At 41.7% G+C, this 14,587-nt stretch carries 11 protein-coding genes; 9 read left to right on the top strand and 2 right to left on the bottom strand.

The window, feature by feature from the left end:
- Positions 1-12 precede the first annotated feature (12 nt).
- The 9 genes from HHL17_RS26485 to HHL17_RS33985 all read left to right on the top strand — a co-directional run bounded on the left by HHL17_RS26485 (position 13) and on the right by HHL17_RS33985 (position 10,421).
- Positions 13-417, top strand: a complete 405-nt coding sequence (locus HHL17_RS26485; RefSeq protein ID WP_169227851.1) for a hypothetical protein — start codon at positions 13-15, stop codon at positions 415-417.
- Positions 414-1,022 (top strand): dihydrofolate reductase family protein, encoded by a 609-nt coding sequence (locus tag HHL17_RS26490; protein WP_169227852.1) that lies wholly within the window; start codon positions 414-416, stop codon positions 1,020-1,022. The genes HHL17_RS26485 and HHL17_RS26490 overlap by 4 nt, the downstream gene beginning before the upstream one ends.
- Before the next feature lie 191 nt (positions 1,023-1,213).
- Positions 1,214-1,756, top strand: a complete 543-nt coding sequence (locus tag HHL17_RS26495) for an RNA polymerase sigma factor (protein ID WP_169227853.1) — start codon at positions 1,214-1,216, stop codon at positions 1,754-1,756.
- Positions 1,757-1,937: 181 nt separating this feature from the next.
- Positions 1,938-3,056 carry a FecR family protein gene (locus HHL17_RS26500; protein ID WP_169227854.1) on the top strand — a complete coding sequence of 373 codons (1,119 nt, stop codon included), beginning with the start codon at positions 1,938-1,940 and terminating at the stop codon, positions 3,054-3,056.
- A gap of 241 nt (positions 3,057-3,297) precedes the next feature.
- Positions 3,298-6,582: a SusC/RagA family TonB-linked outer membrane protein gene (locus HHL17_RS26505; RefSeq protein WP_169227855.1), complete on the top strand. Its 3,285-nt coding sequence runs from the start codon at positions 3,298-3,300 to the stop codon at positions 6,580-6,582.
- An 18-nt stretch (positions 6,583-6,600) separates the two neighbouring features.
- Positions 6,601-8,034: a RagB/SusD family nutrient uptake outer membrane protein gene (locus tag HHL17_RS26510; protein WP_169227856.1), complete on the top strand. Its 1,434-nt coding sequence runs from the start codon at positions 6,601-6,603 to the stop codon at positions 8,032-8,034.
- A gap of 39 nt (positions 8,035-8,073) precedes the next feature.
- Positions 8,074-9,372, top strand: coding sequence for a thioredoxin family protein (locus HHL17_RS26515; RefSeq protein WP_169227857.1), 1,299 nt, complete (start codon positions 8,074-8,076; stop codon positions 9,370-9,372).
- A 192-nt stretch (positions 9,373-9,564) separates the two neighbouring features.
- Complete coding sequence (locus HHL17_RS26520) at positions 9,565-9,831, top strand: transposase (RefSeq protein WP_169227858.1); 267 nt, start codon at positions 9,565-9,567, stop codon at positions 9,829-9,831.
- A gap of 248 nt (positions 9,832-10,079) precedes the next feature.
- Positions 10,080-10,421 carry a DDE-type integrase/transposase/recombinase gene (locus HHL17_RS33985; protein WP_394353304.1) on the top strand — a complete coding sequence of 114 codons (342 nt, stop codon included), beginning with the start codon at positions 10,080-10,082 and terminating at the stop codon, positions 10,419-10,421.
- Here the strand turns inward: HHL17_RS33985 and HHL17_RS26530 are convergent.
- Together HHL17_RS26530 and HHL17_RS26535 are read right to left on the bottom strand one after the other, a co-directional pair.
- Positions 10,422-11,518, bottom strand: a protein-coding gene (locus HHL17_RS26530) for an IS3 family transposase (protein ID WP_169227860.1) whose coding sequence is annotated in 2 segments (ribosomal slippage) — positions 10,422-11,272 and positions 11,272-11,518 — 1,098 coding nt in all. Because the reading frame shifts where the segments join, the coding sequence is not laid out codon by codon here.
- A gap of 301 nt (positions 11,519-11,819) precedes the next feature.
- Positions 11,820-14,486, bottom strand: a complete 2,667-nt coding sequence (locus HHL17_RS26535; protein WP_169227861.1) for an alpha/beta hydrolase family protein — start codon at positions 14,484-14,486, stop codon at positions 11,820-11,822.
- Positions 14,487-14,587: the final 101 nt, after the last annotated feature.

A 14,587-nucleotide genomic window follows, 5' to 3' on the forward strand; every position in this document is an offset into this window, starting at 1 on the left:
AATACAGCTTATATGAAACGCCTTATTCTAGCCATTATTACTGGTATGGTGGTGATCACGTTGCTGTCAGTCGGCACCGACCATATTTTCCACGTCACCCATGTGTATCCTCCTTACGGCGTGCCGATGTTCGACGCCGGTCTGTTATTACTCGCCACCGCGTACCGGTTCATTTTTCAAATACTTGGCTCCTGGCTGGCCGCCGCCATTGCGCGGTCGCGGGCATCCGCTGCCACCTGGACCATGGGTATTATTGGAGTAGTGATGTGGATAGCCGGCATGATAGCCATGAAGGGCTTCGGTCCTGCCTGGTACCCATTGCTGGGTGCAGCGTTGTCTATTCCCAGTTCATTGCTGGGCCGGCAGATCTATTATGCCCGTCATCGCCGGCAAAATAACCATCTCAATATAGTATGAGGAAAGTAATTGTATCCATGAACATTTCGCTGGACGGGTTTATGTCCGGCCGGCATCGGGATCTGGACTGGCATCTGGGCAGTTGGGGCTCCGATATGAGTGAGCGGCTTACCAGGGATTTGACCGGCGCAGACACGTTATTGCTGGGGAGGAACACCTATGAAGCCATGGCAGCTTATTGGCAGCGGATGGAGATAGATTCGTTTTTCCCGCGGGAAGACATTGCTTATGCCGTGATGCTGAATACCACGCAGAAGGTAGTGTATTCGAGGACACTGAGCGTGTTGCCGTGGAGCAACAGCCGGCAGGCGAAGGGTGACCTGCGGCGGGTAGTGGCGACGTTGAAGGAGCCGAGGCCTGGTCCGGAGAAGAACATTCTCGTATATGGGAGTGGCCAGCTCGTGGGGGCTTTAGGTGATATGGGGCTGGTGGACGAGTATCATCTGTGGGTACATCCGGTGGTGTTAGGTCAGGGTATGCCGATGTTTTCCAGTGGGCCTGACAAGGTATCGATGACGCTGGAGCAGCTGCAAACGTTCAAGTCGGGCGTAGTCTGGTTCAGGTATATTGTTAATCAAAAAGCGTCTCCTTCCACCATAGCATAACATTTATTTCTTCGAAAACCAGCCATGATGGCTGGTTTTCTCTTTCGTATCCCCCTGTACGATATAGTAAACCATTACCCCATTTTAATGAATTAACAAACGATTTACAACCACCTCATTTTTGTACACGTTCCTTGGTTATAAGTGGCACCATTTAGTTTATTCAGCCACCCCAATCATTTATTTGGATTATGACCTACCATGAATTAAGTGATAATGATCTGGTTGCCGGTTACAACAAGGGCATCGTTGAATGTTTCACAGAAATTTACAACCGTTATTGGGTGATCCTGTACCGTCATGCGTTACGGATGCTTCGTGACGAGTGTTCGTCACAGGATGTGGTACAGGAGACTTTCCATTCATTAATTCGTCATGGCAGTATCCAGGAAACGATACCGTTGCGGTTATTCCTGTATACGACGTTGCGTAATCGTATTATCAATAATTTCCGCCGGGAGAAGGTGCGGGAGAAATACCTGGCGACGTTGAAGCATCATGTGTGTGCATCGGAGTGTACAGAGATACAGGTACGGGAGCGTGAGTTGCAACGGCAGATAGAGATGGAGATTTCCCGTTTGCCGGAGCGTATGCGGCTGACATTTGAGCTGAGCCGCAAGCAGCATTTTGACTACAAGACTATTGCGGAATGTACCAGCACCTCTACCGAGACGGTGCGTAAACAGATCCACAATGCTATCAGGATATTGCGGACGAAGTTGAGTTACTTCTAAGCGATTTCTTAACGCCGTGTAAAAACAAAATGCATTAATCACAAAAAGTTAAAGATTTCATAATCTCACTCCAACTGACACGTTAGCTCTGCGTATTATATATATGAAAGGTTAACAGATTGTCCGGATCCCTTTCTTTTGAAAAGTCAATGTGAATGTATTCAAATAACTAAACCTTTGTATGAGCGACCAGGAAACCAAAGATTTATTGGACCGTGTGGAGCGAGGTGATTGCACACCGGAGGAGAAGGCGCTGGTAGAAGACTGGTACCTTGCTCTCTGCCGGCAGCAGGAACCGGTGGCGTATGATGTAGATTACGCCAGGATCAAACGGGAGATCTGGGCCAGGTTGAAGATAGGGAGGAATGGATCACCCAGTGCATGGTATCTGATGGCGGCAGCGGTAGCTTTTATGTCTGTATTGTCTTACACCGTATATATGCAGACGAACAATAGTAACCGGGTGCAGGACAAGATGATGGCTGCTATCCGTCCGGGCAGCAATAAAGCGATGCTGACCTTATCAGACGGCACACAGGTGCCACTGGGCAATACGCCGGACAGTATCCAGGCGGCGCCCGGAGTAGTGGCACAACAAAACAACCCAGGAATTTTGAACTATTTCAATACCACCAGGCAACCATTAAAACTATCGGGAGACCGGCCTGTGTACAATACCATCACTACCCCCCGAGGTGGTCAGTACCAGGTGGTCCTTCCTGATGGAAGCAGGGTTTACCTGAATGCGGAAAGTAGTATTACGTACCCTGTACCTTTTACAGGCGCTACGCGCCGGGTCCAATTAATTGGCGAAGCTTATTTTGAAGTAGCAAAGAATCAACAGCATCCTTTTATTGTCTCCAGCCTGCAACAAAGCATCAAGGTGACCGGCACGCATTTCAATGTATGCTGTTATCTCCACCAACCCGACATTACTACACTAGCAGAGGGCAGTGTGGAAATCACGCCCCTCTCCTCATCCACGACCCACCCACTAAAGCCTGGTCAGCAAGCTACCCTGATTGGTAACGACATGGAAGTAAAGGCAGTCAAAGCCGAAGACGTCACAGCATGGAAAGACGGTTTGTTTGTTTTTAACGGTACCCCTTTAAAAGAAGTTCTACAACAAATTGGAAGATGGTACGACGTTGAGTTCACCTACAACAACACCCTTACGAACAGCAGACGATTTGACGCTGAAATCCCGAGGAGCTTAAATCTCCTGCAAGTCATCAAAATCATTGAAACGGGAAGTAAACTAACATTCAGAATAGACGGTAGAAAAATCAACGTTCAGTAACAGTAACATCAACCAAACGTATTAACAACAGTCAAAAACGCTTACTAAAACGAAACCGGAAGTGCGACCAACACTCCCGGCAGGATTGAATTTCGTAAAACACTTGCGCTAACAATTTTTTCACAATTTTCAACCACACAAAGATATGGAATATAAAGTACCCACCAAGGTGGGAATGGATATTTCTTTTCGAAAAATCCCATCCCGACAGAGCCGGCACGCTCTCAAAATTATAGTGGCCATGAAACTAATCGCATTACTATTTTTATTCAACCTGCAGGTAACTGCCAGCGTTTATTCACAACGGATATCCCTTACCGCAACCAACACTCCGCTGCGGGAAGTACTCCAGACCGTCAGGAAACAAAGTGGCTACTCCTTCTTCGTGGAGTCCGATAACCTCCGCGACTCCAAGCCCGTCAACCTCTCCCTCATGGAGAACTCCGTCCCGGAAGCCCTGGACAAGATCTTCGAAAATCAGCCGTTCACCTATACTATCGAGAACAACGTTATTGTTGTTACGCGGAAACTGCGTACCAACTTGTCCGCCGCTGATTTTCTCACGTTTGATAACGGAGGTCCTGACTCTACTAAAGTGGTGTATGTACAAGGTAGTGTGCGCGATGATAAAGGTCAGCCGCTGGTGGGGGTGAGTATACGTATAAAGGGCGGTGGCACCGGGACTGTTACCAAAGCTGATGGTACCTATTCATTAAAGACAAATGCCGCCGCTACGCTGGTGTTTAGCTACATTGGATATTTGTCTCGTGAGATAAAAGCTTCGCAGGGGGAGGTAGATGTAGTGTTGAAGCAGTTGAATACGGCACTGGACCAGGTGCAGGTGATAGCGTATGGAACGACGACGAAGAGGTTTAGTACAGGGAATATTGCTACGGTGAGTGCGGAGGTTATTGAGAGGCAGCCGGTGTCGAATCCGTTATTAGCGCTGCAGGGAAGAGTGCCAGGGATGTTTATACAACAAATGACAGGTAACTCTGCAGGAAATGTAATCATAAACATCCAAGGTATTAACAGCTTAGCGCAAGGAACTTCACCTTTCTTTGTAATAGATGGCGTGCCATTTCCTCCGGTAAATTCCGATCCAACTATGATGTCAGGAGCAATCTCCGGGAATGGTGGTAGTACGCTAACATATATAAACCCTAGTGACATTGAAAGCATCACTGTTTTAAAGGACGCAGATGCAACTTCCATATACGGATCACGCGCGGCCAATGGAGCTATTTTAATTACTACCAAAAAAGGGAAACCTGGAAATACTCGTGTAGACGTAGACCTGCAAACATCATGGGGTAAAATACCCAGGCAAATTAAAATGTTAAACTCGCAAGAGTATATTGCCCTAAGAAAGGAAGCGAAGAAAAATGACAATGCGGCAATAACAGTGGCTGACTTCGACATCAATGGAGACTGGGATACCACGAGATATACCAACTGGCAAAAGGAACTTGTCGGCGGAACTTCCCATCTGACTAATATGCAAGCAGGCCTATCAGGTGGCACTGACAGAACTCAATTCCTTATAAAAGGCGGCTATTTAAAGGAAACTACCGTTTATCCGGGGGATCAATCGGCCACCAAAGAAAATGTTCATATAAGCCTAAATCATCGCTCGAGCAATCAAAAATTCTCCTTCAATTTCTCTGGCACCTATCTTCAAGATGACAATAAAATGATAAACACTGACTTGATGATCAATGCATTACTACTTGTCCCTCCTCTCTCGCCACCATTATACAACAACGACGGATCATTAAACTGGGGTTACAGCAACCGCCTCAACACATATACTTTTTCTAATCCATTAGGCCCTGTTCTCTTAAGCTATCAGGGAAATACAAATAATACGATAGCTAACGCCGACATAAGTTACCGCTTATTAGAGGGCTTAGAATTAAACACTTCGCTTGGCTACAACAAAATCCAAAACACGGAAATACTCCTTACACCTCAAAGCGCCTTTACCCCAAGAATAGTAGCAAATTTACGAAGCAGCAGTATCGCAAATAAAACAACTGCATCTTGGATAATAGAGCCAAAAATCAAATATAAAAAAGACTTTAACTCAAATCGTCTTGAAATTTTGATAGGCAGCACATTCCAACAAAATAAAAATGATGGTACCCTGGTTCGTGGGCGAGGGTTTACCAATGATGCACAGATTGTGAATATCGCCAATGCTCCAATAATCAGCGCTATTCCATACCAAATTCTCTACAGATATGAAGGGGTCTTCGGCAGAATCAATATGAACACCAAAGATAAATATATTATCACTCTTGCAGGAAGAAGGGATGGGAGCAGTCGATTTGGCTCCGCCAATAGATACATGAACTTCTATTCCGCAGCAGGATCTTGGATATTTAGTGAAGAGCCGCTCATTAAAAATTCATTCCCCGCACTCAGTATAGGAAAAATAAGGTTATCATATGGTACCGCAGGAAACGACCAAATTCCCGACTATGCCTATCTCTCGCTTTATCAAAACATACAGACAGACATTCAGTATCAATCAAGCATTGGAATGTCTCCGACAGGACATTCCAATCCCTATTTGCAATGGGAACTTACTAAGAAACTAAATCTGGGAATGGATATTGGGTTTCTAAACAATCAAATTCTATTTACTGGGAATATATATATAAATCGCTCGTCTAATCAGCTTCTCAACTATCCCCTTTCAATCATCACAGGATTCCAAGGAGTTAACAAAAACCTGGATGCAACTATCGAAAACAAAGGAATTGAGCTGCAGCTTGAAACGACACCCATAAGGCGCAAAAACTTTAGTTGGAACTTATCAACAAACATTTCCTTCAATAAAAACAAGCTTATAAAATTCACCGATCTCGACAAAAGTACGTTCTCCCAAACCTACGTAATTGGCCAGCCAACCAATATATCAAAAGTATATCCTTATATCGATGTAAGCCCGCAAACGGGACTCTATGAATATAGATCAGCTGATGGAAAACTGACATCATCCCCAAACTACCTTAAAGATCGAACAATGTTGATTGATATAAATCCGAAATACTTTGGCAGTATATCAAGTACCATAACATTTAAAGGCTTCACAATAGACCTGCTCTTCCAATTTGTGAAAAAGATGGCATTAACTAATAGGTTGCAACTTGGACTTCTCGGCTCTATGAGAGCTTATCCAGCAGTCGTTGAAGACAGATGGCACAAACCGGGTGACATTGCCACGTACCAAAAAGCGAGCATTTTAGATCCAAATGCATATACCGCTTATAACTCTATGTACTATAGCTCAGGTGCATATGAAGATGCATCGTATATAAGTCTCAGAAACCTGAGTATTTCTTATGCAATACCTCAGTCGGCACTTAAAAAATTAAAGTTGAATTCAGTGAGATTATTCGTACAGGGTCAAAACATCTTTACAATTAGTAGCTATTTCGGAATATCTCCAGAATCATCCTCGATATATGTACTTCCACCATTACGCATGATAAGTACAGGTATTCATCTGAATCTCTAGTCCCTAAAACAAAAAGTCATGAATATAATACAAAAAGCGACTATAGCAACAATAACAGTCTTTATGATTGGAGCTTATATGAGCTGCAAAAAATTTCTAGACGTTGGAACACCAATTACAAACACCAGTCAGGAAAACGTCTATGAAAATGACGCAACCGCTGCCGCAGTAATTACAGGTATATATACAAAGATGATGAACGATTTCACACAGATCGGAATCACCTCAATATCTTATGTACAAGAACTAGCAAGTGACAACCTAATCTTGAATACGCAAAATGATCAAGGTTATTTAAGCTGGTGGAGAAATCAGGTCACCTCCGACTATGCCAACACTGAAGGCATTGGAGATTTTTTTTCCAGCCTCTATCCCACTATATATATCACTAATGCTGCCATTGAAGGAATAGAAAACAGCAAACATCTAACCCCCGCCATCAAACAACGGCTGCTCGGAGAAGCCTATTTCTTAAGAGCGTTCCACTACTTCTACCTTGTAAATCTGTATGGTGACATTCCGCTAATTACTAGCACGGACTATACACAAACCAGCTTAAAAGAAAGATCACCAGTTTCACTGATCTATGAGCAGATGATCAGCGATCTACAAAAATCATCAAATTTACTGGATGACACCTATGTTGATGGGAGTATTATCAAGAAAAGTATTGAAAGAGTCAGACCCAACCGATCAGCATCCTTAGCGTTACTTGCAAGAGTTCAACTATACCAAAAAAAATATCAGGATGCTGAAAAAACAGCCAGTTTGGTTATAAACCAAACATCCCTTTATAGATTAATAGGAGTTGACTCCGTTTTCAAAAAAAATAGCTTAGAAACTATTTGGGCCCTACAACCTGTAAAGCAAGGTTTCAACACCGATGAAGGAGCTACCTTTATTCTTGACAAGGTCCCCGGCATACTTGCTCCCAAACTGTCATATATTTCTAACTCTCTACTTTCCAGCTTTGAGAATAACGACAATAGATACACTAGTTGGATCGAAAAATTTATCAGCGGAAACATCACATATCCATATGCCGCAAAGTACAAGATCGATGCTAACAATGACGTAGTATCAGAATACTGCATTGTACTTCGTTTGGCAGAACTATATCTAATACGAGCAGAAGCCCGACTGGAGAGCAATAACATAACTGGTGCGCTCGATGACATCAATTTCATTCGTAAACGAGCGGGATTACTTCCGACGCCCGCAAGCACTGTACCGGATATAAGAAAGGCCATCATAAAGGAGCGCAGAGTAGAGCTTTTTTGTGAATGGGGCCATAGATGGTTTGACATCAAACGAAGCGACTCAATGAATGAGATCATGCAAGCAGCTATGACTTTTAAAGGTGGCACATGGGCCTCATACAAAGCAATCTATCCAATCCCCAATTTTGAAATTCTGCGAGACCCCAATCTCGTACAGAATCCAGGATATTAAAATTAAAATAGAACTATTCACAATAAAACCAAAACGATAATGAGGAAAAACGCTCTTGCTCTATTTATGATCCTGAACTCCCCAACTTTATTTAGTCAGGATAAAGGAGTACACTTCCGAGATGACATTAGTTGGGAAGAAGTAAAAAAAATAGCTAAGGAAGAAAACAAAAACATTTTCGTCGACCTATACGCAACATGGTGTATTCCCTGTAAACAGATGGATAAAAAAACATACGTCAATGATACACTTGGGAGTTATATGAATTCAAGATTCATTTCAATTAAACTACAAATAGACACAGGAAAGAACGACAATAAGAATACCCAAAAGATGTACTCAACCGCAGCAGATATGGTTGCAAAATATCGAATTCAAATAGTCCCCTCATACCTTTTCTTTGACTCCAATGGAACGTTAATACATCGGGCATTGGGATTTATGACGACTGACTCTCTAATATCTATTTGTAAAGTATCCGAGAACCCCAATCAAAACTATGCCGGTCTACTCGATAGATTTCACACAGGTCGTCTAAGGGGCACAGAGCTCTTAAACTTCGCAATTCAACTAAAACTTTATAGACAAGATTCAATGTCCAAAGAGGTCGCCCTTGTGTACAAACAATTATACATAGACAAAGTACCTCCAGAGGAAATAATCAATGTAGAGTTGCTACCCATGATCGACAACTTCAAAATTCTCTTTGAAACTCGAGATCCTTTGGTAAAATACATTTACAACCACGAATCTTCTGTTGACAAAACATTAAATCGAGAAAGCTACTCTACACACCTCTTAGATTACATTATAACTAAAGACATTATCACTCCTTCAATCATCGAAGTAAAACGAAAAAACAAAGATCCATTATGGAAATTCCTACAGAAGGAAATAGCAACACAATGGGATCAAAAAATCGCCCAAAGGGTAATTCTCGACAGCAAAATAAAGTGGTATACTGATAAGCAAGACTGGAACAACGTGATAAAATACCAAATCGAGAAGTATGACAATGACACTTCAAAACCAAGTCAAATGGAGGCGCTGGTAAGAAACAACTTTGTTTGGTACGTGGTACTCAAATACAGTAGTGATAAAAAAACACTTGAAAAGGCCCGGGCTTACATGGAATCCATCACCAATTCCTATCCTAACATCCATGAACTCAGTGATACATACGCAAATGTTATATATAAACTTGGAGATACGGCATCCGCTATAGATATTGAGAAAAAGGCACTCTTAATTGCCGAATCCATAAAAAACAAAGAAGCAATTGATCTATACAGAGAGAATATACAGAAAATGAAAAAGAATATCCCTACGTGGGAGTGAAATATTTAGAAAAATTATTGTTCATTAGTAATAAGAAGACGATGTATCAGTAATGATCTGATTTATACAGCATTTTAATTGAGCTAAAACAGCGATCTGTGAATGCAGAAATGCCAAGCTTCTGTAGGCTTCCCCGAAGTTCGGCCATAAGAATTAGAGTTATGAATTGATTCATTAACTTTAATCTTGATCATGAAAAGAAAGAATTTCACAGAAAGTCAAATTGTATCCGCCCTGAAGCAACGGGAAGGCGGTATTACCGTCAAAGATATTGCCCGAGACCTTGGCATCAGTGAAGCAACCTTCTACAACTGGAAGGCAAAGTATGGAGGTATGGAAGCAAGTGACGTAAAGCGCCTTAAAGACCTTGAAGCCGAACATGCGGAGCTGAAGAAGATGTACGCAGAGTTATGCATTGAGAACCGGGCCATGAGGAACCTTATCGAAAAAAAGCTGTAACGCCCCAGGAAAAACGGGATGCAGTTGAGTACCTGGTAAAGGAAGAACAACTGAGTATCCGCAAGGCGTGTAAAATTGTAGCTATCCCACGTAGTACATATGATTACAGAGCCGCCCGCAGGAATGATGCTGCGGTTCAGGACGCATTATCGGCTTTGGTTGAAAAACATGTAGATATTGGTTTCTGGCAGTCATACTATCGGTTAAGAAACAAGGGATATACCTGGAACCATAAGAAAGTTTATCGTGTGTATACCGACCTAAAACTGAATATTCGTCGCCGGGTTAAGCGCCGTCTTCCTTCACGGATCAAAGAGGCATTGTTGATACCTGAAGCTCCCAATGAGGTCTGGAGTATCGATTTTATGTGTGATGCATTGGTGGATGGCAGGAAGTTCCGGCTGTTAAATGTAATAGACGACTTTAATCGGGAATCATTAGCTATTGAAGTAGATACATCATTGCCCTCCTTACGCGTAATCCGGTTATTGGAAAGGATTATGGAAGGCCGTAGACAGCCTCGCTGCATCAGAACAGACAATGGCCCCGAATTTATAAGCCATGTAAGTATCCCATCTAGGCAACAGTAATTAGTTGGAGTTTCTGGATTTTTGCAACTCCGTTTTCCATTCGCAAGGCGTCATGTTCATCAAGGATTCGTGCGGTCTTCTTTGGTTATATTCTTCCATCCAGGCATAGGTTAATTCCCTTACCTGATGTAAATCCTCAAAGATATAGGCATCGAGGACAGCTTCTCTGTAAAGACGATTAAATCGTTCGATATAACCATTCTGCATTGGTCGTCCTGGTTGAATGTATTGTAGCCGGATATCGTGCTGGATACACCACTGTTCAAAATACCCTGAGGTGAACTCAGGACCGTTGTCAGTCCTTATCGCGACTGGTTTACCTTTGGATCCAATAATTCTTTCCAATACCCGTACAATTCGGTATGACGATAGTGAAGTATCGACTTCTATACCCAAGACCTCCCGGGAGCCATCATCTATCACGTTAAATGTTCTGAAGCGTTTGTTTCCAATCAGACTATCACTCATGAAATCCATACTCCAGATGATATTAACATTGGTTTGCTGCTGTAATGGTTGTTTAATGCGGGCTGGCACTCTGCGTTTCAGCCTCTTTCTTTTATTCAGCTTAAGCAGCCTGTATACCCGGTATACTCTCTTATGATTCCAGTGATGACCTGCACGCCTCAAATAGGCGAAAAGCTTGCGGAAACCATAGGAAGTATGCTTAAAAGCAAGCTCCTGAAGGGCATCAATCAGTACCTGGTCATTTTTACGACTACGATAATAAAACTTTGAACGGGGAAAGGAAACTATTCGACAGGCCCTGCTCACAGAAATACCCTGATCTGCGACCAGTTCTTCTGCTACTTGTCTTTTTGTGGAAGGGCCCAGCCTTTTTTTGTGAATAGATCCTTCAGTATCTGATTGTCAAGGGATAGGTCCGCATACATTCTTTTGAGCCTGGAATTTTCTTCCTCCAGGTCTTTGAGACGCTTCACATCTGAAGCCTCCATGCCTCCATATTTGCTTTTCCAGTTGTAGAAAGTAGCTTCAGAAATGCCATGTTCGCGGCAAATGTCCTTTGTGGCAAGCCCATTTTCCTGCTGCTTCAAAATAGACACAATCTGGGTTTCTGTGAATCTGGTCTTTTTCATGATAGTAGTTCAGTTTAAATTTAGCCTTTTTTATCTAAGTTTAAACTGTTACCAGAATCGGGGTACTTACAAGTATAATCGCAATAGAGTAAGTATTGCTTTGGAATGACACCATTACAGACTTTTGATGAAACACTATCTTTGCTCAAAGAATAACAGCTGGACAACCTGTTAGATCAAATCGGAGCTATTACATATAAATATTCATTTTATTTAAAATATATATTGAAAATAAAAATAGTATACTCAATTCAAAGCTAACTGTTGAACAGCCGAAATACCGCAACCTCCAAAATCAGCCCTATCTTGAAACTGTGTGATTCAATTTTAAACTTTTTGATACCTCATCAGTCATCCAGTCAGGCAACATGCCATCTCTTAAGTAGTAGTTGAAAAAATCGAGGACACGACGACTATAATCCTTTGCCGAATCCCCAATTACGCTGTGGTCTTGACCGTCATATTGCAGCAAATAGGCAACTTTCCCCATTCTCCTTAGTCCTGTAAAAAATTCGAGCCCTTGCGCCACCGGTACATCATGGTCATCCATGTTGTGCATTAGTAAAATTGGTGTACAAATCTTATCAATTTTTAATACTGGGGAATTCTCCTGATAAAGATCCGGTCTCTCCCATAAAGTCGCACCAATTCTGTCTCGATACAACTCATACTGTCCTTGCCTAGAATATCCAGTACCAATTATGGAGCCATATGCACTAACGAAATTTGTAAATCCTGCTGCGGAACAAGCAGCAGCAAAACGACAACTATGTGTCACTATGTAGTTAGTTTGAAAACCGCCAAAACTATGTCCTTGAAGTCCCATTTTCGTAGAATCAATAAATGGAAGCTTTGTAAGTTCATTTACAGCCCCCATAACAGTATTAAATGAACTTCTACCGGGATATCCAATCTTGAAATGGATATCAGGAGTGAAAACCAAGTAGCCATTACTCACAAAATATGGTATATTGATTGAGCCATCGCCTGCCACTGGTCTTTGGAAAAAATTTAGACACTCAGTAATTTTCTCGTAGTAATAGAAAATTACGGGGTATTTCCTTTTGGGATCAAAGTTTTCCGGCTTATATAGAACTCCCTGACTTGGAGTACCATCCAGGGCTCTAAAATTAATAAGCTCAGTGGTCATCCAATTAAACCTACTTTCAGGATGAACATCACTTATTTGTTTAAATTTAATAAAATCAGTTGTGACATAAAAGTTAGGAGCGGAGGAAGCGCTCATTTTCTGAACCAAAAAAACATTTGCGTTCTTTGCTTTAATTGGCAAAATACGTGGTACATACTTACTTTCCTCCGGCCCGGTATATATTGCATCCTCCATAGTTAATTTAGTAATACTATGGGGCTTTCCAAGCTGTAACATAAAAAACCCATCTTGCTTCGTTTCTCGATCAAAAGCAGTTAACCAAATGGTGTCGCTTTTCCACCCCTCCGGAGGAAAAGCAAAGCGAAAAACTAGGCCATTTTTCTTCCCATATCCATCGGTAATATTGATTGGAGGTACTTTTCCCGAAATATCCACAGCGTATATATCGTTTTGATCATAGAGATAAATTTTCTTACCATCCAGACTGAATCCGCCGGTCCCAAGCGGCATATATTTAGCAAAAGGGATATCATCATTGTCATACGTGGTCCACTTAGTACTGATACCGGATGTCAAATTAATCCGCTTTCCCGACTTAACATCATACCGATAATAAGATTGCTCATCCGAATCGAAATATACAATAAAATCTCCATTCGGAGATAAAAAATAAGACATACTATTACGATCAGATGAGTCAGTCACCACCTTCTTCGTCCCATCTGAATAGTTAAATAACACTCGTGACGGTATGGCATTCTCATTCCAGTTCCATTCTCCCTTATTGCCAGCAACCCGATATAACAGTTGTCCGGCGTTACTGCGCGTTGAATATACCGATACTGGGTATACAGAGGTCTCATTTTCGTTTTGTATTTGAACAACCTTTTTGCTATCTAAATACAAAATGGCCCGTAGTCTTGATCCTCTACTGTTATCGTGCAAAGTTTGACTTGCCAATTTCACATCGTTATATCTCCAAATATGCAAGCCTGAGGCTTCTCTATTGAGTTTTAAGTTATCTCCTATTGATCCAACCAAAGTTAAAAAAACAGATTCACCATCTTTGTTAAATGACTCAAGTTCTTCAATTTCACTGCTGTTATCTCCAATAAGAATAGGATCAATTTTTACAGCTTCTCTACCCTTTTGTCTGTTTAGAACCCAGATAACCTTTTTTCCTCTGTCAACCGAAGAGTCACTTATAGTAATAAAGGCCACTTTCCCCCCTGAGGACTCAAGCAAGAGATTAACCGGCTCCTCCTTACCTTTATATATAATATTCTCTGTTGAATCCCCTAGTTCTATTCCTTTTAAAAAATACACACCGGATTTATTCTCTCCGCTTCCCACCATATAAAGGCTATTATCACACATCAAAAAATCCGTAATATCTGAATATTTAAATACCTTTCTCCTGTCTAATCTCTCTGTGACGAGTTCATTTCTCAGCCCGTTTTTAACATATACTAACCATTCCGATTTCCCTAGCTTTAAAACGGAAAATTTAGCTACGCCAGATTCAATTTTCCTCGGCGCAGCATTCAATTCCAATTTATACAAAGTATCATGGCTTAAATAGATAAGGGCTTTGCTATCAGAAGTAAACCGCGCGTTATAGATTGATACATTTAGTGCTTCGAAAAGCCAGGTAGTCCTAAGTGACCTAACAAATAAAGTTTGTCTCCTCTCAGCTAATTCATATTGACTAAACATAGCAAACTCCCCATCATCGCTTAGTCGAGGGGAGGTCAGATAAGTCCACTGATTGAAGTCTGAAGTGTCAACTACCTTCTTCTGCGCAAACAAACTGTTAGTATACAATACACTACAGATAAAGAACAAATACTTCATCATATGTTTCATATTCATTTAAAAGCTCAAAATGACAAACAAAATTAAGGTCTATGTTAGAAGAACAACAAAGGAGAAGATCAAAAGTGGTACTATGAAACTGA

Origin of the sequence: Chitinophaga fulva (assembly GCF_012927205.1) — a bacterium.
GTDB classification, from domain to species: domain Bacteria; phylum Bacteroidota; class Bacteroidia; order Chitinophagales; family Chitinophagaceae; genus Chitinophaga; species Chitinophaga fulva.

Excerpts from the sequence above, each read along its gene's own strand:
- HHL17_RS26485 (WP_169227851.1), top strand. The coding sequence starts at position 13 with ATGAAACGCCTTATTCTAGCCATTATTACTGGTATGGTGGTGATCACG.
- HHL17_RS26490 (WP_169227852.1), top strand. The coding sequence starts at position 414 with ATGAGGAAAGTAATTGTATCCATGAACATTTCGCTGGACGGGTTTATG.
- HHL17_RS26495 (WP_169227853.1), top strand. The coding sequence starts at position 1,214 with ATGACCTACCATGAATTAAGTGATAATGATCTGGTTGCCGGTTACAAC.
- HHL17_RS26500 (WP_169227854.1), top strand. The coding sequence starts at position 1,938 with ATGAGCGACCAGGAAACCAAAGATTTATTGGACCGTGTGGAGCGAGGT.
- HHL17_RS26505 (WP_169227855.1), top strand. The coding sequence starts at position 3,298 with ATGAAACTAATCGCATTACTATTTTTATTCAACCTGCAGGTAACTGCC.
- HHL17_RS26510 (WP_169227856.1), top strand. The coding sequence starts at position 6,601 with ATGAATATAATACAAAAAGCGACTATAGCAACAATAACAGTCTTTATG.
- HHL17_RS26515 (WP_169227857.1), top strand. The coding sequence starts at position 8,074 with ATGAGGAAAAACGCTCTTGCTCTATTTATGATCCTGAACTCCCCAACT.
- HHL17_RS26520 (WP_169227858.1), top strand. The coding sequence starts at position 9,565 with ATGAAAAGAAAGAATTTCACAGAAAGTCAAATTGTATCCGCCCTGAAG.
- HHL17_RS26535 (WP_169227861.1), bottom strand. The coding sequence starts at position 14,486 with ATGATGAAGTATTTGTTCTTTATCTGTAGTGTATTGTATACTAACAGT.